Below are 20,591 nucleotides of genomic sequence, written 5' to 3' on the forward strand. Positions count from 1 at the left end.
TCCTAAGTTTTTATATAGATCATACCAACCTGATTAATCGTGTGAAAGACAACGGCCTCCTTTCCATGTACACCAATTTCTACAGAACTCGGTTGTAATTTTTTTGTTAAATATCCAATCTAAAATATTGAATTAATGCTAATTACTAAAAGCGTTTTCATTAATTATGATTATGCACGTTACTTTGCATTTGTTCCATAAAAACGATAGCTGAATTTTTAACATTAATAACATAAATACTTTTTTTGATTTAAAATCACCCGATAATCTAAAGAAAAGAAAGCACTCATTATTGATTTTAATGAGTGCTTGTTGCGAAGCTTTAATTTTATCGATTCATTGTATTAAAATGATGGCCCTGCTTTTACACCCGGAAGCCATTTGCCAATTGCAATTCGGCTTTTTCTTTTTTTACATAGGCGACTTGTGCATCGATCAATTCTTTAGCGATCGGTGAGTTATACCGATCGATTTTGATGTCGAGCTCCTTTAAATTCTCCATCAATTGCGCCTGTCGACGCAGGACCTCTTCTTTGTGAGACTGCAATAACGCTTTTCTCTGCGGGATCGTCTTAGAACCATCCATGCAGTATTCGATGTATTGACGAATATCGTGGATCGGCATCCCAGTATTTTTCAAACAGCACACGGTGTGGATCATATTTAAATCTGACTCAGTGAATTCGCGATAACCAGATTCGTTCTTGGCTACAAATGGCAGCAGGCCTTTTTTATCATAAAAGCGAATCGTCGAAATCGTCAAATCAAATTTTTCAGCAACTTCTTTGATTGTATAAGTTTTAGTCATATTCGTACCTCCTAGAGATAAACAAAGCATTTGACCTAAACTATGGTTTAGGGTTTATGCTAACAATAGTTCAATAAGAAAAAATAGTCAAATGGAGGAATCATTATGAAAACAGCACTAATCACTGGCGCAAATAAAGGGATCGGATTCGCTATCGCCAAGTCCCTTGGAAAACAAGGTTGGCATGTGATTATCGGTGCACGTAACAAGGATCGGGCAGAAGCCGCAGTCGCTCAACTTAAAGAAGCAGACGTGGAAATTGTCGATTATGTATTAATCGATCTTAGCGCGCCAGAAACAATCGAACAGGCAGTAAAAGCTGTCCAATCAGATTTTTCGGACATCGATCTATTAATCAACAACGCAGGTATCCCCGGCGGACATGGTTCAAGCCTGACTGAAAGTGTTGAAGACCTGCAAGCTACTATGCAAGTCAATTTCTTCGGAACTTTTCAATTGACTCAAGGTTTGCTGCCCATACTAGAAGAAAACCACGGAAGGATCGTCAACATCACAATCCCAACAGATCCAAATCCTTTCTGGAATCCTTTTGCTTACAAATCAACCAAAGCTGCACAAAATGTCATGATGCAGGCTTTAGCCATTGATTTCGAAAAGGAAAACAAAAATTTGGAAACCTTCAGCATTCATCCCGGACCAACGACAACTGATTTAAATGGAAACATCACCGCAGAAGGCTTCCATACACCAGACGATGTTGCTGAAAAAATCACTGCAATTCTGTTAGACGGCAGCACACATCAAGGAGAATTTTTAGAAATCTACGGTGAGTTAAAATAGTCTTAATAAAAAGGCCTCTATCAGACTTCGAAATCTGATAGAGTTTTTTTGGTTGTAGCCAAAAATGAGTCGTAAGTCTGATGCTTAGCAGATGGGTGGACTGCTATACTTTGGAAAAGGGCAAAAAGGAGAAAACAAATGAAGCATTCAGATAAAAAGGTTAATGTTGGCAGAAAGTTCTTTTGGATTTTATTTTTTTTAGCGTTTGCAATAACAGCTGTTACTAATTTAGCGATGGACCAACAATTTACTTGGTTTCGGATTGTGGGAAGCAGTTTGATTTTTGGTGGGATGTTGTTGGATGCGTTGCTATTCAGCAAAAACTATCGCGTAATTCATTCAGTCTCGGTCTTTACCGCTTTGATCATCCCCTATTTCATGGTGCTTGAACGAACGGTGAATAATTACTACTTAGATGCGCCGATTTATTGGCTGGTGCCAATTGGTTTACCGATCGCGTTGACTTGGATCGCTTATTTCTGGATCAATATCGGCATTCGTAAGATTTTGCATTGGAACATGGGATCATGTTTAGGGATAGCTTCCCTTCTAGCAATTCCAGCAGTACTCGTTACTAATACAATCGCTAATCAAGGGAGTATCTACAACTCGATCGAAATGAGCTTTATCACGATCGTCACACTCTTAGCTTGCGGCGGCATTGGACTGATCGCTGGTCTTTTCATGCGTAAGCGCAGTCACTAAAATAGAAGCCCTCCAGCTTTTGACTATCAAGCTGGAGGGCTTTTTACTTTTAATGAAAACACCTGTCTACACTTAAAACTATTCAAGATACTGCCGTTGGATCGCTTCTGCCGCCTTTTCCGCTCCGTTAACTTCCTTCATTAAATCGTGCATCTCCTGCGCCTTCTTACGGATTTCCGTTGAACCAATTTTTCTGATCGCTTCCTCCAATGTCTGAGGAGTTATCCTCTTGGGACCTAAAGCCACAGCATTGCCGAACTTCACGCAATAGGCGACATTGACTTCTTGTTCATACTGCAAACCGATTCCGATAAATGGTTTCCCCGAGGAACAGGCAGTCTGCACCGTTCCCTCCCCACCATGAATCACGGAAAAATCCACCAGCTCAGAAACTGCTAAAGCCGGCAGCCAATCAAATACATGAATATTGCCCGCGATAAAATTCTCTGGCAAATAGTTTTTAATCGGGGCAATCACTTCAAAATCAGTTTTTGCAAAATAGGCCAGCAATCGCTCGATCACTTGAAGATTGCCGGTGCTTCCCAGAGCGAGATAGACCACTGCTTTTTTTCTTTGCCGTGCGTATTTGACCACCTGCAGGACTTCAGCTGGGATCTGATAAGGCAGATGAGCGAAAATCGGTCCAACGGATTGGTAATTATCTGGAAACACCAAGTCCTTGGTAAATGCCGGATGGGTAGTAATCAAATTCAAGTCCCCATCTAACATATCTAATGTGTATTTTGGCAGTGCTAATTGATAGCTTTGCGCAACACTTTTGAAGGCCTTTGTTTTCCAAGTGAGGCGTTTCGACGCTTTAAGAAATACCTTCCAAAGTGTTTTTGCCGGAAGATAAGGCTGGTCCAATTGACTCGGAAGGATGCAAGCCGCTTCATTATTGAAATGCGGTCGCGACATCGCAACGGGTTTGACATAGACTAAAGGAATGCGTGCGATGCGGGCAGATAGAAAGATCGTCACATTGCTGCCAGTCACGATGACACGAGGAGCCAGCTTCTCAATCAACGCCAGTTCACTCGCAACGCGTTCTGTCACTAACCCAGTGGTAAAAGGATTTTTCAAACTTTTTCCCTGATCAAATTTTATGATCGCCGCCTCTTGTGCTGATGTCAGTATCGGATTCAGTAAAGTCACTTCAAACTTTTCTTCTTTGATCAATTTAAGATAGGTCTCAGAAAAGCCGCAAAAAACACAATGATAGTCGTGACGCAAAACTTTTGCGATCTCGATCATACGAGTCGTCTCGGCTAAATTGAAAGTTGCTGGCGCAAAAAGAATGGTCTTCATCAAAAGTTCCCCGCTTAATCTGCCAAAGCTAATTCGACGGCCTTTTGCGAATGAATTTCGGTCGTATCAAACACTGGAATAGCTACGTCTTCCTGCTGGATCAACAAGCCAATCTCCGTGCAGCCCAATATGACTCCTTCCGCACCTGCATCAATCGCTTGATTGATTACCTCAATAAATGCTTCCTTTGACTCAGCCAAAATCTTGCCGTGACACAATTCAGCAAAAATAATCTGATTCACCGTTTCGATATCCGCATCATTTGGAATCCACACATCGATTCCGCTCTCAATGATCTTCTGTTTATAAAAATTTTGTGTCATCGTATATTTCGTTCCAAGGAGTGCGACTTTTTTGATTTTCTTAGCCTGCAACTCAGCGATCGTTGCATCAGCAATGTGCAGAATCGGAATCGATACATACTCAGCGATTTGCGGCGCAACTTTGTGCATCGTGTTGGTGCAGATTAATAAAAAATCAGCCCCAGCCTGTTCCAACCCTTGGGCATCTTTTCCTAAGATTCCCCCGCTTTTTTCCCATTCATTGTTCACCTGGCATTGCTCGATCTCTTCAAAATCAACACTCGCCAATTTGATCTTCGCTGAGTGTAGACCACCTAATTTTTCATTCACCAGCTCATTGATTCGCGTGTAATAAGTCACCGTACTTTCCCAACTCATCCCGCCTAGTAATCCAATCGTTTTCATCCTTCCACCTCTTCTTGCTTAATTATCTCTCCATTATAGCAAGAAAAAGCTGCGGGATTCTATTTTTCTACGACTAGACAAAGCGTTTCTGAATCATCTGTATATTGGGTGCCGCGAATGTCTCCAAATACTTCGCCGCCTGCAAAACCACACGTCTTCAATTCTGTTAATAATTCTTTCGGAGTAAAGACCGTCTCCCAAATAAAAAACTCCTTGATAGCGTCGGGATAAATCAAATAATGCTGATCCAAATAGGTATTCGTTTCTGGATATTTTTTCTGCGCCGCTAAATGCAGACACGCTTTCTGCGTCCAGAAATTATTTTCTTCCAACTGCCAAGTATTCTCAGCTTTAAAATCCGCATACTTCTGCGGTGTGAATACATCAAAAATGAATCGTCCACCCTTTTTCAGCGCGCGATAAACTTTTTGGAACACCCTTTTCCGATCTTCAGTTGAAAAGACACCGAGATCACAGTAAATCAAAACGATGATGTCATACTGTTCCTTCCCTAGATCCGCTTGCAGATAATCCCCACATTGATAATCAATCGAAAGATTTTTTTCTTGTGCAGCTTTTTTTGCGTAATCAATACTCAACGCAGAGAAATCAATTCCTTTTACTTGGTACCCTGCTTCAACGAATTTTTCAGCATAAATTCCCGGTCCGCAGCCCAGATCCAACAGCTTCGGAAAATCTTGTACCGGGCATGTCTCGATCAGCCATTTCATAGATTGATTGATGTATTCAGCATTTCTAGTCGCACCGTCAAACTCAGTATCCAAATGAGCCGCTAACATATTCGGTGCTAAATGCGCATCTAACCAAATCGAATCTTGGCTTTGGCTAAAAATTGGTACGTCCATTTTAATTTTATTGATCATTCTTCATTCCTCTTTCTGACTGACGACAATCCAACAGGCAACAAAAAAACGCGAAAAATTTCTGCACACCAAATAAACTGTCTTTTCTTGCGAAAATTTTTCAGTTTATTTGCTGTCAGAATCCTTTTCCACGTTTCACTAAATTACTTCAGTTGCGTAATGAGTAGTGCGCCGGACCGAAATCGCTCCTTGTCTTTTCAATGTGATTGTCGTCAGTAATATTTTAGCATAATCCGTAATGGAATCAAAAAAGGATCAATCATCCGAAATGATCGATCCTTTGAATTAAGCAGTAATCTGACCAGCCTGATCCAATGCTTCTTCAAGCTGCTTGTATTGTTCATCTGTTAAATATGGTTTGTAGGTGCGTTTAATTTGATCGATTTCTGTTTGAGAAAATTGTCCGCCACCTCTTCTGATGACCTCCAACAAATCATTGAAGTCTTCTTCTGAAATAAGAGATTCTTCCTTTTGAGCAGAACCAACAACTTCTTCTAGTTTTTCCATAGATACAGTATTGGCTTTTTTGGGTAATTGAACTTCTTTATCCGATTCTTTTGCTTCGTTATCCATGGTTAAATCAACAGAAACGGTAGTATCATCTTTTTTCGCAGCAACCTTCATCGTTGTTTTTTGCGTATGTTTTTTTGTGTTCAAGGTTATTGTTTGTTCGTATTTACTCAACTGATCAAAATTTTTCTCTAAGCTCTTAACCGACTTTTTCTCGTCTTTATTTCCATTTTCTTTAGCATATTTAATGAATCCTTGAATATCCTTCTTAGTAAATGTGCGCTTGATGGTATCTTCTTTCTTCTCAAACGAATCAGGTTCTAACGTATCAATATATTCGCTGAAGAGTTTTGAATTGACCTTATTACCAGTAACAGCGGTGTCTGTCTTGCTTGAAATTATCTTTTTCAAATCCGCTTCTGTTGCAAGGATATACTTCCCTTTTAACTGTTCCAAATCTTTAGCTTCAATTGAAATATCAGAACTAAAAACTTTTAGGATTTCGTTTATTTCTGTCGCTAGATTGGCATTCACGTATATAGAATGATCTTTTTGATTGCTGACTAATTCTACTGGAATCTGCTGACCTAAAACAGCAACAGTCATATCCATCGCAACTAGTTTCTTCTTAGTATCTTTTAGATAATCACCGGAAATTTTTGTGCCGGTAACCATTTTTGACGCCATATCCATCGAAGCGCGAGTCCGAGCATCTGCATCATCATTTGAATAAGTCATTTTATCAATCACGAGTGAGTACTTTCCAGCATTCATTTCATTTTGCTTCGCTAACTCCGCTGTAAAATCCTTTTGTGTCTGTTTTTTACATCCAGCAAAAAGTACCAGGGCTAATGCAATAACTATAACCACTCTAACCTTTTTCATTGTTTTCTCCTCCATAATGGAACAAGCATTTTTAATAAAGATTCTTTTATCCATCATATAGGTACAGGTAAATTTATACAAACACTAATATGCAAAATTTTTTTTAGTTAACAATGAAACTTAACATTCTATCAAAATAGCAAAGAGCCGAAAGAAAATATTTTTTTCTTTCGGCTCTTCTTAAATAGAAAAACTGTACTGTATTCAACTCCTTAAATTAAATACAACTCTTTTATTGTTTTCTCAGTATCGGTCAAAATATTTTCAATGATTTGTTTTGCTGGCTTGATTTGATTGATAAGACCAGATACCTGTCCAGCCATAACTGAACCATTTTCAATATCTCCTGCGGCGGCTTTTCTGGCAGAGCCCATCGTTAATTCTTCCAACTGTTCTCTTGGCATGTTTTCCTTTTCCCATTGAACATATTGATTAATCATTTTATTTTTTAAACTTCTAACGGGAGCACCGCCGTTTCGACCAGTTACTGCTGTATCCATTTCTTCGGCGTTAGCAATAAACTCCTTTACATTTTTCGGAATCGGGCATTCTTCTGCTAACATGAATGCGGTTCCCATTTGTACTCCTTGAGCGCCTAATGCATACGCCGCTGCCATTCCTTTGCCACTGGCAATTCCGCCAGCAGCAATGACTGGGATAGCTACAGCTTCCACTACTTGTGGTAATAAGACCATCGTTGATAGCTCACCAATATGTCCGCCAGCTTCCGAGCCTTCAGCAACAACAGCGTCTACTCCCAAAGCTTCCATTTTTTTTGCAAGCTTAGCACTTGGGATTACCGGGATTACTTTTACACCAGCAGTTTTGAAAGCTTCCATATAATTCTTTGGAGTCCCCGCTCCAGTAGTAACAATCTTGACACCTTCTTCGATAACCACTTTAACCATATCTGGTACATTTGGTGCCATTAGCATAATGTTTACAGCGAAAGGCTTGTCCGTTAATTTTTTACAGTTAATAATTTCTTCTCTTAACTGCTCCTCGCTCATACCGCCAGCAGCGATGATCCCTAATCCCCCTGCATTTGATACAGCAGCAGCTAATTGATATTTAGAAACTTGTGCCATTGCTCCTTGAAAAATTGGGTATTGAATTCCTAGAATTTCTGTAATTTTCTTCATTGTAACTTTCCCTTCGCAATTAATTTTTTAATGATTAATACTGATAATTTTCTAAAAAACATTTTGACGCCTCTATATCGATCGTAAAAATTCGATCCTCTTTAACAAAGCTCACTATTTCTCGATAAGCTTCAAAAAATGGTTTTGTCTCTTTTCCTAAAGGCAGAATAGATTCTTCCATTCTCAAATCAATTGCCTGACTTGCATGCATCAATTCGACACCATATAAATAATTGATACTTTCATTGATTTCCAATAAGCGTTGAGCCGCTTGCAGAGTATTCGTGCCAGTATCTTCTACTCCTCCTGCAACAGGTTGAACATTCAAAGAAATAGGATTGGCTAGTGACATAATTTCTCCATGCAATGCAACAATAGGAACATGTAAAGAACCAAAGCCGTGACCTTTATTTTCAGGTACTGTTAGAAAACGCGGTAATCCTGTAAACTCCGCTTCCTCCAAGCGCAAACACCTTTGGATGATATTATGGGAGATATGTCCCAAAGCTAAACTAAGTCTCTGAACTGCTAGAGCAACTGGTAGTGATTCAAAATTGGCTGATGGAAAAATTCCGCCGGAGATTGTGTCGCCCTCAACGAAGTATTGAGCAACTTGATCAAATTCTTTATACTCACCTTCGGCATCATCAATCACACTAGGATTATCATCAGAGCTATTAATTTGAATGGTTAGCATTTCATCCAAATCAACTAATGCTCGCTGTGCTTCTGATAAAGTATAAACTGTTGTTCGATATGATAGCGGATCTTGCAATGGTCTCTTTTTGTTAAACTCCCATAAATAAGATCCAACTAAAGCTTCTCGCATTGTTTCTGCAGTTTCTTTAAGTAACGGGAACTGACGGACTTTGATTGGTTGTGGCAGGATCGGCGCGATGTTTCCATTTAATCCCTCTAAACTCAATCCAAAAACTAGCGGACTAACAGCTAGTGTCTGTCGAACCTTGCGAGCTCCCGCTATCGCGTAGGCTGTTGAAACGCTATTGGTCGATAAAATTGCTAGACCATCTTTACCGACTGGTGTTAACTGTTTTAAACCAGCTTTTTGTAGCGCCTCTTTCCCAGTGATAGTTTCACCTTGATAATTGGCTTGCCATTCCCCCATCATCACGAGTCCAACATGACTAGCAAGCATGATATCAGCTTCTCCCATACTGCCTCGACTAGGAATCAAGGGTGTGATTCCTTGATTCAAAAATTCTTTATACAACGCAACAACCGCTGGTTGAACCGCCGCTTGGCCTTGAAGCAATGTATTCAGCCGAATAACCATGGACAAACGACTTAAATGATCTGGCATCATCGCACCCACACCTGCCGAATGTGATCGAAGCATCGAACGATTAAAGTTTTCTGATGCTTTCATGACTTCTGGTGATAATTCTCCTGATGCATCAAATAATTTTTGATCCTTATTCAAACCTACACCAACTGTTAAACCATAAACTGGCGTCCCCGAAGTTGCTCCAGCCATTAATAATTCGTAAGAGCGCTCTACTCGTTTCAACGCTTTAGCAGAAATTGATATTTTCATTGCTTCTTCCGCAACTAACCAGGCATCCTCTAATGATAGACTTGAACCATCTAAAACAATTGATTTCATTTCTTCCCCTCCACTTTGTACAACCTAACTAAAACTGACGACCATATTTTGCTATTGATAAAATTTTAACGACTATTTTTTTGATTACTTTATTTAGATTGCTCATTCTAACGTTTCTTTTTTGCTAAACCTAAATTAATTTGTTTCAATGCAAAGGTTAAAATAAATCCAATCACGGCTACAATCACACCAATAATAAACGCAGAAGTGAAATCACCACTATTTTTTTCACCAGCAAAAGCAGTCAGTCGAGGAGCAATAAAGGCGGCTATGGAAAACCCTAAGAAAACAAAACCATAATTCACGCCCTGATTTCTTGAGCCAAAGTTTTCGATTGTCAATGGTGACATCATCGCAGCCACTCCACCCTCGCAAAGCCCTAATCCAATCAAGCCAATTCCAAAGCCGACGGTTGCTTTTATAAAGATCATACTCAATAATGAAGCTGCAATAAAGATGAATAAAAGTAAAAATGTATTGATTCGCGTTAATTTATCGGAAAGTGCCCCCCACAATACCCTCCCAAAACAATTACACATGGCATAAACACTAACGAAAGTCGCTGCAACCATGGGTGTCAAACCAAACATGTTTTGCCCAATATCTGCTGCATTAGAAGAAATCACTAGTCCAGAAAAACAACCTGTTGCATACAGCAGCGCCACCAGATAGAAACGTAAGGTTTTGATCATACCTTTCCAATCAAAATCCTCCGCCTCTAAAGCTGAATCGTTTGCTTCTGTCACTGTTTCTTTTGTACTTTCAATTGGTGCATTTCTAATTAATGCCGAACAAATCAATGAAATTACTAAGAAAATCACACCTAATTGAATGAACGTCGTCCGAACACCAAAATGTTCAATCAACCAGCTACCTAATGGCGCAAAAATCATTGTTCCCGCCCCAATACCGGTAATAACGATACCTGAACACAAACCACGTTTATCTGGAAAGAAGCGTTGGGAATTGTTAACACAAGCTATATAACCTAAGTTCAACCCAAAACCGCCTAACAATCCATACGTTAGATATAATTGCCATAACTGTGTAGATAACCCAGCCAATGCAAAAGACGCTGCTAGCAATAAAGAACTAAATAAAATTAACTCACGTGATTTTCCTTTATCCGAGATTCGTCCACCGATAATAATCGGTATTGGTGAAATCCCCACAGCAATTGTGAAAGCCAATGCCACATCTGGAACCGACCAGCCATTTGCTGCCGCCAGTGGAGAAGAGAACACACTAAAGGCGTAAATTCCTCCTTGACAAATAATGATTCCTACCGATGCAAATAAGACAACCCAGCGATTTACTTTGGTGGTAACCTGTTCGACACTTTTAGTTCTTTCCATGATCTTCCTCCATTATTTCAGCTAACTTACCCCAATTTTCCATAAATAACTCTGACGGCATTTCTTTCAATTCATCTGATACGCGTACATCAAACTCTATCTGATCTATGATATGTTCTTTTAAATCAACACCTGGTGCAATTTCGATCAAAATAAGTTTTCCGTTTTCTAAAGTAAAGACGGCTCTTTCTGTAACAAATAAAACTTCTTGATTCGTTTTAGCAGAATAACTGCCATTAAACGTAATCTGGGTTACAGATTCAACAAATTTTTTGTACTTACCTTCTTGAATAATCGTTAAACGTCCATCAGCTACTTCGGTTTTTAGTCCACCTGCCGTAAAAGTTCCAGCAAAAATTAACTTCTTAGCAGTTTGAGAAATATTAATGAAACCACCACAGCCAATCACTTGATTTCCCAATTTACTAACATTTACATTACCGAACTGATCGACCTCAGCCAGACCTAAAACAGATAAATCTAATCCGCCGCCATCATAAAAATCAAACTGTTCATGATGATCAATAATCATTTCACTGTTATACGCATGACCAAAATCTTTTAACCCCGCAGGAATTCCGCCAATCGTACCTGCTTCAGTCGTCAAAATGATTTGATTATCGATATTTTCTTCAGCAGCAACTGTAGAAACATTCACAGGAATACCCACACCCAAGTTCAATACAGTTCCTTTTTTTAATTCCATTGCTGCACGACGAGCAATGACTTTACGATTATCCAATAATAACTTCGGAACACTTTCAAGCGGCAGTTTTATATCACCACTGAATGAAGGTTCAAATAATGTTGTACCTGTTTGAAAATGATTTTCTGGCTCTGATACGACCACATAATCCACTAAAATCCCTGGTACCTTTACATCTTTAGGATGCAGCGTACCGTTTTTGACTACCCTTTCCACTTGAACAATTACTTTCCCGCCGCTATTATGCACAGCTTGGGCAATCGGTAAAACCTCCATATGAAGACCTTCCTTTGTCAATGTCACGTTCCCATTTTCATCAGCAACAGTCCCGCGAATCAAGCCTATTTGCAGAGGTAAGCTCGGATAAAACATCCATTCTTCATCAAGCAGATCAATGATCCTTACTAATTCTTCAGTAGTTGCTTCATTCATTTTCCCGCCTTCTTGCCTCGGATCAATATATGTTTCTAAGCCGATCTTTGTGATTAAGCCGGGTCTTTTAGCCGCAATCTCTCGATATAGCTGAGCCAGAACACCTTGCGGAAAATTATAGGCTTCACACTCATTGTTTTGGATCATCTCTGAAAGCTGCGGAGATGAAGCTTTAACAATACCGCCAATCCATCTTTTTAGCAGTCCTTTATGCGAGAGGTGCGACATCCCTTTTTCTTGTCGATTTCCCCAACAACTAGAATGTATGACTGTTAACTGTTGCGGACTTCCTGTTTTAATAAATCGTTCTTCAAGAGCCAATGCCACTTCTTCATTTGCACAAGCTAACTCGAAACCGCTAACAGCTATAGTATCGTTATCTTTAACCAGTAAAGCGGCTTCTTCTTTGGTGATTATTTTCACTTTTATTTACCTCCTTCATTCTCGATTATTTAGCTAAAGGAGAGACCCCTTTTGCTAATTCGTCAAATATAGTGAAATGAATCACATTAGTTTCTACTTTTCTATTAAGCAAATGTTGTGCCAAAACAACAAAACGCATCTGCGTACAGAAAAATCCAAAAAAAGAATGATCAAAGTGTAATCAACTTTTACACTTTGATCATTCTTTTCTTCATTTTGTATCGTTTCTTTCCAAATCAAGCTCCCTCATCTTTTTATAGATAAATGGGCGACTGACATTACTGGCCTCGGCCATCTTGCTAATGTTCCATTGATTCTTCTTCAAGTTCTGCTGAAAGTAGATTTTCTCAACATATTCAATGAAATCCGGGTAATCATAAACTTCCGCCAAAGCTTGTAACTCATCGCTTTCCCCATTTTTTTCTTCAATAGGAGTATCTTCTAAAGTTATCGGAAGTTCTGCTGTTACAACAACGTATTCAATATAATTTTTCAACTCACGCGCATTTCCTAACCATTGAGAAGTCATTAAATGATGGATATGGTGCTTTCCTAGTTTGACATTCGCTTCATATTTTTGATTGAAGGAATCCAAAAAATAATTGGCTAACGATAAAATATCTTTTTTTCTTTTTCTAAGCGGAGGAATCGTTATGGGAATAGCATTGATTCGATAATATAAATCACGGCGAAATTTCCCCTTCTCGACCAATTCGAGCATGTTTTGATTGGAAGCAGAGATCAATCTAAATGCTACTGGTATTTCGTTCACACCTCCGACACGCCGAACTGTCATTGTTTCTAAAACTCGTAAAAGTTTAGCTTGTAGCTCTAAGGGCATCTCCGAAATTTCATCTAAAAATAGTGTCCCTCCATCTGCTGTTTCGATCAACCCCGGTTTACTTTTTTCAGCACCAGTAAAGGTGCCCTTCTCATAACCAAAAAATTCTGATTCAAAAAGACTTTCTGGAATCGCCGCACAGTTTACAGCAACAAATTTATTGTCCGCGACTTGACTATGACGATGAACAAAGTTCGCTATTACTTCTTTTCCAACACCAGACTCACCTAAAAGTAATAATCGGCTGTTATAAGAAGCAACCTGTCTACAAACACGAATAATTTTTTTCATTTCATTACTTTCTGCAATTACTGATGTCACTATTCCATTAGGCTCTTCCTCTTTTGATAGTTGACTGTGTTCATCATTTGACAACGCTTCAAATTCTTCTTGAGTCAACGGCTCCGATTTAGTGACTACTAAATGTAAGGTACCATCTGGATAAAAAATCGGCGTTGATTTCGATTTGATATGATACCTTGCTTGTGTAGTAAGAGTAACTTCAGAGTTTTTCCCTGATTTTAAGGCTTCGATGGTTGCAGAAGTATCATAGATCTCACTCGCAACTAAATCATAAACATTTGAATTCAATAATTCATTCAAAGAAATTCCCAAAGTCATGGCAGTAAAATCATTAGCTAATAGAATATTCCCGTCTCCATCCGTAACGAACAACGTAGTAATATCGTCTGTCATCAATTTCGTTAATGTCTGACTCATTATATTGGTCCTTTCTAAAATTTTTTTTATAATTTTAATTACTGAACTATAGACCTTAAATATGTGATTAACATCACATATTTTGATTGAACAAGGGTAATATACCATTGTTTCATTCCCTCGTCTATTCCCATTTTTTTAATTTATTGTTCTAAACATTTAACGTAATCTTCGTGTCGATCGGCTAAAAATTGCAAATCAATGGATTGGGTATTCTAAGTTCGGCCTTATCAAACTTTTTTCTGTAGTCTTCCAATAGCCAGATAAACCATCGGCAAATAATTAAATACAAAGCTGAGCCGCTGCCAAAAGCCTAATTGCTGAAAAAGGGTAAATTGATTTAATTGCGGGATGCGGGCTAATCCATAGATCGCTGCAATAGCCAGACTCAATAGCAATAAAACAAAATAGCGGTGACTAGCTTGTAGGTTCTTTTGTTTTCTATAAATCAAACTCAGAAACAACGGAAAAAGTAAAAAGCCCGCATAGCCGATCCCCGAACCAATATTATGCACCCATGTAGAAAAATTCCATTGTGCCTCCGCAGAATCAACACTGAATAAGCCGGTAAAAATGCAATCTCCAATACCGTATGAACCGATCGCCGCAGCAACGATTCCAGCCAATGGTTTAGATGTTTCTTTAAAGGTCGTATAAATTGCTGGCAAAGACAGCGTATAAAAACAACCGGCAACCACCGACCAAATCAAAAAGGCGCCGCGAACTGGGCTCCCCACCTCGCCAAACATACTCATGACTGCAGTCATCTGATTAAGTTCAGGATAAAAAAGCCCCAAGACATAGGGCGTTAGAAAATCGCTGATGACTCCCAACAGTAAAAAATGGAAGCCGTATTTTTTCAAGAAGCTCACTTTCTTCATCTCCCAAGATCCTAGCTAGCTTCATTCTAGCATTGAACTTCTCCACGAGAAAAAGAAAGCCCTCATCATTATTGATACAGCAAATAATGCAGCATGCGCTTGGGATCATCATAGAATAGTTTCGTTTCTTTAAAAGCGGTCGTTTCTTCTAATTGCAAAACTTCCAAGCCTTCTTCGGAAAATTGATAGATCGTCGCATCAGGATAAGCCATCAATATTGGAGAGTGGGTTGCAATAATCAACTGACTTCCGGCTTGTACCAAACGATGGATTTCCTGCAGCAAAGCATATTGGCGGCTTGTCGCTAGGCCCGCCTCCGGCTCGTCTAATAGGTAAAAGCCGTCTTTACCAAAACGATTTTTAATGATCGATAATAATCCTTCCCCGTGAGAGCGAGTGTGCAGGGATTTTCCGCCATAGGAAGCAAAAGCCAGATCGCCTTCCATCGGATCGCGCGCCAGCTCCTCCAACTCAGAGGCTACATTGTAATAAGTTTCTGAGCGCAGAAAGAACTTTGTTTTAGGCAGGCTGCCTTTTCGAACTAAGCGGATGAACTCATATAAATTAGAATGGCTGTCTACCGTGTGAAAATTAAAATTTTGGCTGCCGCCTTCTGGATTTATCCCATATACTGTCGCGATCGCTTCTAAAATCGTGGACTTGCCAGTTCCATTATCGCCAGATAGAAAAGTAACTGGCCGCTCAAACTGCAACCCGCCGTTTCGCAAAATTTCTTGAACAGCAAACACACCAAAGGGATAAGTCATTTCCATGTTCTTTGGCAACTCACTCAATTTCAACTCATGTACAAACATCGCTTCCTCCTTTTGTTCTAGTTATAGACCATTCTACATGGAGTGGCGCTCAAAAAGTAGTCATGTCCAGCTTCTTTCTTCAAAAATACTGTTAAACGATATGTTATGATGTTTCTAAATAGAAGGAAAAATGGAGGGGCAGACATGGGCAATCGTTGCTACTTAACCACGGAAACAACCCACATTCTCGAATCAAATAATAGTCTGCCGACATTTTGGCTCATGGGCTTAGCGGAAGAACACTTGCAGCTGCTCGCGCAACAACTCGAAACCTTCGAATTGGCTGAAACACTCTCAGAAAAAGAATTCGAACGGCGTTTAGCAGAGAAACAATTCGGAGTGATTGACTTAACGTTTGAAGAGTTCCTGCAAAATCTTGATTTTCGCTCAGAGTATGTTGCGACGGTCTATCCTGATTTGCTGGCGCTCTACCAAGATTTCCAAGAGCTGATTGCCGAAGAACGCGAGTACGCCGATAAGCTAGAACTCATCTACTTGGATTATCTTTTCTTCTTCGAAAACACGGCCGACATACTCGCAACGTTTTCAGCATTATTCGATGCATTGGATTCCTTTGAAATGACAGACTGGATCAACGAAGATGATATTTTAGGTACGACGATTGGCTTTGATGACTTTTCCAATCATCACGAGCAATATTTAGGTGAAAGCTATCAGTTAGATAATCAGGAAAATGTCGATAAGCAATCGACTCCAACTAAAGCCAGCATGCTTTACCAAAGTATTAAGAGTGGTTTCTTTTTTATCCTCTCGCTTATCCTGACCATCGGCAGCGTTTGGATGGTCACGGACCCGATGACACGCATCGCCGGAATTGCCGGGACCCTGCTGTTTGGCATGGGGATTGTGATTTTTGGCGGGAATTTGAAAAATGATGTGAAGGCCTTGCGAGGTAGAAAGCATTTTGAAAAGATTGATGATTGATCAGTTCGTTAACTTGAAAATAAAAAAGTCGGTGAGCTTCACCGACAAAAATCATTTTACTTTCTGAAGAAGCTGCTTTAACACAGTCAGCATTTTTTCCAAATCAGCTGCTGCAATCTGTTCATTGACTGAATGAATATTTTGCATATTCGTCGATAGATTGACCGCATTGATTCCACGCATGCGATAAACATTGGCATTGCTGCCGCCTCCACATGCAGCGCCTTGATAAACAACAGCTTCATGCTCACAGGCTTTTTTAAAGGCCGCTAAAATAGGTGCCGTATCTGCTAACTCATAGCCTGGGGTTCCTAGTTGAAGCGTCTCTTCAAACTGAGCACCATATTGCTGGCAAAACCGTGCAAAAGTTTCTTTTACATGATTTGTTAATTCCTCAAGCTTCTGTGGAGAAAAACTTCTAGCTTCAAATTGAAGACTCAGCTCTCCCATAACCACATTAGTCGCGGTGCCGCCTTGCGCAACGCCGATATTACAGGTAGTCTCCTCATCAATTCGACCAATTGACAAGGCTGAAACCGCCTCGGCGGCAACTACAAAGGCATTGATCCCCTCTTCTGGACAAACTCCTGCATGCGCCTCTTTTCCGATAACTTTTAAAGTTCCCTTACAGCCATGAGGTGTCTTCGTTACTGCTGTCCCAATCGGCCCTTCACCATCTAAAACGTAGATGTAATCCACTGAATCGAGATATTTTTGTTCTAATAACTTGGCTCCCATAAGGCTTTGCTCTTCGCAAACGGTAAACAGAAAAGTGCACGTCGGATGTGGAAAGTCATCTGTCATCAGGTGATCAATCAGGGCCAGCATCAAAGCTAATCCACTCTTATCATCGGCACCTAAAATTGATGTACCGTCGCTAGTAATCACGCCATTTTTAAGCTGAGGATTGATTGCATCGCAAGGAGCAACAGTATCCATATGAGCATCAAATAAAATGTGAGGGCTGCCGCCTGGTATTTTTACGATCAGATTACCGCAATTGCCGTCAATTTTTTGCCCCGTTCGATCCTCTAGCACCTCAATCGTTGGATACTTAGCCAAATAGTTTTTGATATACTCGGCGACCGGACGTTCTTTTTTTGACGGCGACGGAATTTTTGCTAGTTCCAGAAAAATCTTTACTATCTCACTCATCGATAAGACCTCATTTTTCAATAAATTGAATAAATTCATCATAGCTTTCTACTGTCGATAACGGCTCTTGATATTCCTGTAAATAACGATATAGGAATTTAAAAATATTGATTGATTTGTTCATATTTGGATTCATCATCGTCAGCAAAACTTGCGAAACGGACGTCGTTTCAACCATTACCGGACGATCTAAATGGATATAGATACAAATGACAAAATTCTCTCGTTTGCTGATGCAATGAGGGACCGAGTAATTATTGATCACTAACGGATTCCCAGATTTTTCTCGTTCAATGATGCGCTTCGCCTCTTCTTTCGAAATGACTAACGATTCTTCTAAACGATCACAAATCGCCGCGAGGATTTCCAACCAGCTCTCATTCTCTTTGACTTTATAAGTAAAGCTGTATTCCTTCGGGAAAATGGTTTTCAAGCTATAACCGATGCTGATGTTTTCCATCATCGCCTTGAGCTTCGCCAGATCAGTTTCGCTAAAAATATACTCTGTTTGAAACACAGGAAGGTTGCACTCTAATGCTTCCGAGCTGCTATTAACAATCAAGGAAAAATCTTCTAGCTGAACCTGCTCTAAGGAATCACAAATCTCTACTTTACAATTTGAAATAGACGCTTCGATCAGCTGCCGATTAATGTTGGCAATTGAATTGACATGGGAGTAAATCAAGATATGAGGTTTCTTTTTCATCATGCTTTCCATGCCCACGGTAAAATACAAGCCAATCAAATCGCTGTTCGTAATTCGGTAATCGTACAGCTTCTTCATATAATCAATAAAGACGATTCCTAAATCGAAGGCAAAAGGATACAGTGCCTTGATATTGGAAATATTATGGATTTCCTTGCTCTTGAGAAAGACCGGGTAGCAAAGAATTCGTTTTAGATGATGATACAATTGCTTCGCTAGTTCAGGATTCGAAAAGCGAATATTATTTTCCTGTTCGATTTTTTGAAGGATCTCTTCAATTTGATGAATTCCCAAATTCAAATTTGTGTTCACACAATAATCAGAGACCAAACTGAGATTTTTGATTGCCTGCGATGTATATGACAATTGGCACGCTTCATAAATGTATTCAAAGTCTTCGTTTTCTTCGCAGCCGTTGTTGATATACAACAAACTAGCAATAAAAAGATTGGCCAACTGGCTTTCTGACATGTTTGGAAAATAATCCATAATTACTTTTGAATGCTTGAGTTGCGAAAGTAACAGCTCATACTGCTCAGCCGTTACCCTAGCCAGTTCTAAATAATACTTTGGGTTCGTCTCGACCAAATTGCTCAATAAAAAACACTTGGTCACATTCGATTCCGCCAAATAATGTCCTTTATGAGAAACGGTGATGTTCAGTACCGAAGAATAGGTTTCTTTGATAACCCCAACTTTCTCAGAAGCGGTAATCCGAGAAACAAACAATAAATCTGCTAGCTGCTCGATAGTGACGTAATCGTTCATAATCAATTGATACAAAATAATATGTTCATCATTGATATTTTTCATCATGACTTCTTCATAGGCCTGATCGTCGATGATCCGAATTTTGTAGCCTTGCTGATCAGGAGACGCCATTAACTCACCGACATTATTGCTTTCCAGAAAAAGTTTGATACTAGATAAATCCCGCATGATCGTTCGTTTGGATTTCACTACGATTTTTGCAATCTCATCGGCGCGAATAGGCGAAGGCGCCTTTGTCAGCAATTCAATAATAATATACTGGCGCTCATTCAACATACTATCCCTCCTCTAAAAAATCCATAGACTGTTTCATGCGCTGAAGCCCCTCTAGCATTTTCACCTGCGGACAGCCCACATTCATCCGTAAAAAGCCGCGGCCCTCTGCTCCGTACACATCACCACACATAATCCCGACTTTCCCAACTTGAACCAAAGCTTTTTGAAGTTCATCATCAGAAAACGGCAATCCTCGCACATCCAGCCATGCCAAATAGGTCGCCTGCGGAAGCTCAAATTGAATTTCCGGCAGCTGCTCAGCTAGATAGTTTTTTAATTGGCGCATGTTTTCTTCTATATAATGAACTAACTCCATGACATATTTCTGGCACTCATTATACGCAGTCATCGTAGCGAGCATCCCCATGATGCTGGGAGAGTTCACAAAATCGCGTTCCCTTGTCTGAACCAAAAATTCCATTCGCAATTCTTGATCAGGGATCAACCCATACGAACCGCCTAATCCTGGTATGTTAAAGGTCTTTGAGGCTGAGTTCAAAAGAATCAGCCGATCATAGTCATTGTACCAATTCAAGATTGGATAATGAATGGCATCAAACAAAATAATGTCACTATGGATTTCATCACTAATCAAATACACCTGATATTTCTTGCATAGTGAAATGATCTTAGCCAGTTCTTCTTTAGTAAAAACTTTGCCCGTGGGATTATGGGGCGAACAAAGTAAAAAGACTTTGCATTTTGCGATTTTTTCTTCCAGTAAGGCAAAGTCGATCTTGTAGTGCTCCTCACGCTTTAGCGGCACAGTCAACAGCTTACGATCATTTTCATTGACCACTTTGATAAAGGCATCGTACATTGGATCAAAAACCAGTATTCCCTCATCTTTTTCAGTCAACAGCCGCAACAGAACTGAAATACTATACAGGATACTCGGACTATAAACGACCCAATCATCTGCTACTTTTGTATGGTGCGCCCGCTGATAATAATGAGTGATCGTTTGTTTAAAATCGGCATGATTCCAACGGCTGTAGCCGAAAATCCCGTGATCAATCACTTGATGCAGCTTGTTTAGCAGCCGTTCTGGCGCACGAAAGTCGGTATCCGAAATTGAGAAGGGCAAAAGATCCGCTTCTCCAAAGCGATCAATGACAAAGTCCCATTGAGTACTATATGTATTTTTTCGATCAATAATGGAATCAAAATCATGAATCATTCTTTTTCCTC

18 protein-coding genes are annotated in these 20,591 nt (G+C 39.8%); 3 read left to right on the forward strand and 15 right to left on the reverse strand.

Annotation, left to right across the window (positions count from 1 at the left end; all coding sequences use genetic code 11):
• Positions 1-364: 364 nt before the first annotated feature.
• Entirely contained in the window at positions 365-808 is a 444-nt protein-coding gene (locus FFR60_RS04190) for a MerR family transcriptional regulator (RefSeq protein WP_137663170.1), read from the reverse strand.
• A gap of 105 nt (positions 809-913) precedes the next feature.
• On the opposite strand from FFR60_RS04190, the gene FFR60_RS04195 reads away from it, so the two are divergent.
• Together FFR60_RS04195 and FFR60_RS04200 are read left to right on the forward strand one after the other, a co-directional pair.
• The gene (locus tag FFR60_RS04195) at positions 914-1,609 is read left to right on the forward strand and encodes an SDR family NAD(P)-dependent oxidoreductase (RefSeq protein WP_088934485.1); all 696 of its coding nucleotides are present in this window, start codon (positions 914-916) and stop codon (positions 1,607-1,609) included.
• A gap of 138 nt (positions 1,610-1,747) precedes the next feature.
• Complete coding sequence (locus FFR60_RS04200; protein WP_137663171.1) at positions 1,748-2,314, forward strand: hypothetical protein; 567 nt, start codon at positions 1,748-1,750, stop codon at positions 2,312-2,314.
• Positions 2,315-2,392: 78 nt separating this feature from the next.
• Here FFR60_RS04200 and FFR60_RS04205 read toward each other — a convergent pair whose 3' ends face one another.
• The 11 genes from FFR60_RS04205 to FFR60_RS04255 form a co-directional block, all read right to left on the reverse strand.
• Positions 2,393-3,622, reverse strand: coding sequence for a glycosyltransferase (locus tag FFR60_RS04205; RefSeq protein ID WP_137663172.1), 1,230 nt, complete (start codon positions 3,620-3,622; stop codon positions 2,393-2,395).
• Positions 3,623-3,636: 14 nt separating this feature from the next.
• The gene (locus FFR60_RS04210) at positions 3,637-4,329 is read right to left on the reverse strand and encodes an aspartate/glutamate racemase family protein (RefSeq protein ID WP_137663173.1); all 693 of its coding nucleotides are present in this window, start codon (positions 4,327-4,329) and stop codon (positions 3,637-3,639) included.
• 59 nt (positions 4,330-4,388) lie between these two features.
• On the reverse strand, positions 4,389-5,213 hold the full coding sequence (locus FFR60_RS04215; protein WP_137663174.1) for a class I SAM-dependent methyltransferase: 825 nt from the start codon (positions 5,211-5,213) through the stop codon (positions 4,389-4,391).
• A 285-nt stretch (positions 5,214-5,498) separates the two neighbouring features.
• Positions 5,499-6,608: a hypothetical protein gene (locus FFR60_RS04220; RefSeq protein WP_137663175.1), complete on the reverse strand. Its 1,110-nt coding sequence runs from the start codon at positions 6,606-6,608 to the stop codon at positions 5,499-5,501.
• 212 nt (positions 6,609-6,820) lie between these two features.
• Positions 6,821-7,750 carry a nitronate monooxygenase gene (locus tag FFR60_RS04225; RefSeq protein WP_137663176.1) on the reverse strand — a complete coding sequence of 310 codons (930 nt, stop codon included), beginning with the start codon at positions 7,748-7,750 and terminating at the stop codon, positions 6,821-6,823.
• 34 nt (positions 7,751-7,784) lie between these two features.
• Positions 7,785-9,374 carry an HAL/PAL/TAL family ammonia-lyase gene (locus FFR60_RS04230; RefSeq protein WP_137663177.1) on the reverse strand — a complete coding sequence of 530 codons (1,590 nt, stop codon included), beginning with the start codon at positions 9,372-9,374 and terminating at the stop codon, positions 7,785-7,787.
• 107 nt (positions 9,375-9,481) lie between these two features.
• The gene (locus tag FFR60_RS04235; protein WP_137663178.1) at positions 9,482-10,729 is read right to left on the reverse strand and encodes an L-lactate MFS transporter; all 1,248 of its coding nucleotides are present in this window, start codon (positions 10,727-10,729) and stop codon (positions 9,482-9,484) included.
• Complete coding sequence (locus FFR60_RS04240; RefSeq protein WP_137663179.1) at positions 10,716-12,290, reverse strand: acyl CoA:acetate/3-ketoacid CoA transferase; 1,575 nt, start codon at positions 12,288-12,290, stop codon at positions 10,716-10,718. The genes FFR60_RS04235 and FFR60_RS04240 overlap by 14 nt, the downstream gene beginning before the upstream one ends.
• Before the next feature lie 211 nt (positions 12,291-12,501).
• Positions 12,502-13,851, reverse strand: a complete 1,350-nt coding sequence (locus FFR60_RS04245) for a sigma-54 interaction domain-containing protein (RefSeq protein ID WP_137663180.1) — start codon at positions 13,849-13,851, stop codon at positions 12,502-12,504.
• Between the two features lie 230 nt (positions 13,852-14,081).
• A complete protein-coding gene (locus tag FFR60_RS04250; protein WP_137663331.1) occupies positions 14,082-14,723 on the reverse strand; it encodes a DUF998 domain-containing protein in 642 nt (213 codons plus the stop codon).
• 77 nt (positions 14,724-14,800) lie between these two features.
• Entirely contained in the window at positions 14,801-15,547 is a 747-nt protein-coding gene (locus FFR60_RS04255) for an AAA family ATPase (protein ID WP_137663181.1), read from the reverse strand.
• A gap of 144 nt (positions 15,548-15,691) precedes the next feature.
• Between FFR60_RS04255 and FFR60_RS04260 the strand changes: the two genes are divergently transcribed.
• Positions 15,692-16,492 carry a hypothetical protein gene (locus FFR60_RS04260; RefSeq protein ID WP_137663182.1) on the forward strand — a complete coding sequence of 267 codons (801 nt, stop codon included), beginning with the start codon at positions 15,692-15,694 and terminating at the stop codon, positions 16,490-16,492.
• Positions 16,493-16,543: 51 nt separating this feature from the next.
• Here FFR60_RS04260 and FFR60_RS04265 read toward each other — a convergent pair whose 3' ends face one another.
• Genes FFR60_RS04265 through FFR60_RS04275 form a run of 3 tightly spaced genes read right to left on the reverse strand, consistent with a single transcriptional unit; the run spans position 16,544 to position 20,580 of the window.
• Positions 16,544-17,647 (reverse strand): M20/M25/M40 family metallo-hydrolase, encoded by a 1,104-nt coding sequence (locus tag FFR60_RS04265; RefSeq protein WP_171004865.1) that lies wholly within the window; start codon positions 17,645-17,647, stop codon positions 16,544-16,546.
• 10 nt (positions 17,648-17,657) lie between these two features.
• Positions 17,658-19,400 (reverse strand): PTS sugar transporter subunit IIA, encoded by a 1,743-nt coding sequence (locus tag FFR60_RS04270; RefSeq protein WP_137663184.1) that lies wholly within the window; start codon positions 19,398-19,400, stop codon positions 17,658-17,660.
• A 1-nt stretch (position 19,401) separates the two neighbouring features.
• Positions 19,402-20,580, reverse strand: coding sequence for a MalY/PatB family protein (locus tag FFR60_RS04275; protein WP_137663185.1), 1,179 nt, complete (start codon positions 20,578-20,580; stop codon positions 19,402-19,404).
• Positions 20,581-20,591 lie beyond the last annotated feature (11 nt).

Source organism: Enterococcus hulanensis (genome assembly GCF_005405485.1).
Lineage (GTDB): Bacteria > Bacillota > Bacilli > Lactobacillales > Enterococcaceae > Enterococcus_A > Enterococcus_A hulanensis.

Bases quoted from the DNA above. Each gene is read 5' to 3' on its own strand.
- FFR60_RS04270 (WP_137663184.1), bottom strand. From the start codon at position 19,400: ATGTTGAATGAGCGCCAGTATATTATTATTGAATTGCTGACAAAGGCG.
- FFR60_RS04195 (WP_088934485.1), top strand. From the start codon at position 914: ATGAAAACAGCACTAATCACTGGCGCAAATAAAGGGATCGGATTCGCT.
- FFR60_RS04220 (WP_137663175.1), bottom strand. From the start codon at position 6,608: ATGAAAAAGGTTAGAGTGGTTATAGTTATTGCATTAGCCCTGGTACTT.
- FFR60_RS04200 (WP_137663171.1), top strand. From the start codon at position 1,748: ATGAAGCATTCAGATAAAAAGGTTAATGTTGGCAGAAAGTTCTTTTGG.
- FFR60_RS04255 (WP_137663181.1), bottom strand. From the start codon at position 15,547: ATGTTTGTACATGAGTTGAAATTGAGTGAGTTGCCAAAGAACATGGAA.
- FFR60_RS04265 (WP_171004865.1), bottom strand. From the start codon at position 17,647: ATGAGTGAGATAGTAAAGATTTTTCTGGAACTAGCAAAAATTCCGTCG.
- FFR60_RS04210 (WP_137663173.1), bottom strand. From the start codon at position 4,329: ATGAAAACGATTGGATTACTAGGCGGGATGAGTTGGGAAAGTACGGTG.
- FFR60_RS04235 (WP_137663178.1), bottom strand. From the start codon at position 10,729: ATGGAAAGAACTAAAAGTGTCGAACAGGTTACCACCAAAGTAAATCGC.
- FFR60_RS04225 (WP_137663176.1), bottom strand. From the start codon at position 7,750: ATGAAGAAAATTACAGAAATTCTAGGAATTCAATACCCAATTTTTCAA.
- FFR60_RS04215 (WP_137663174.1), bottom strand. From the start codon at position 5,213: ATGATCAATAAAATTAAAATGGACGTACCAATTTTTAGCCAAAGCCAA.
- FFR60_RS04190 (WP_137663170.1), bottom strand. From the start codon at position 808: ATGACTAAAACTTATACAATCAAAGAAGTTGCTGAAAAATTTGATTTG.
- FFR60_RS04205 (WP_137663172.1), bottom strand. From the start codon at position 3,622: ATGAAGACCATTCTTTTTGCGCCAGCAACTTTCAATTTAGCCGAGACG.
- FFR60_RS04260 (WP_137663182.1), top strand. From the start codon at position 15,692: ATGGGCAATCGTTGCTACTTAACCACGGAAACAACCCACATTCTCGAA.
- FFR60_RS04245 (WP_137663180.1), bottom strand. From the start codon at position 13,851: ATGAGTCAGACATTAACGAAATTGATGACAGACGATATTACTACGTTG.
- FFR60_RS04230 (WP_137663177.1), bottom strand. From the start codon at position 9,374: ATGAAATCAATTGTTTTAGATGGTTCAAGTCTATCATTAGAGGATGCC.
- FFR60_RS04275 (WP_137663185.1), bottom strand. From the start codon at position 20,580: ATGATTCATGATTTTGATTCCATTATTGATCGAAAAAATACATATAGT.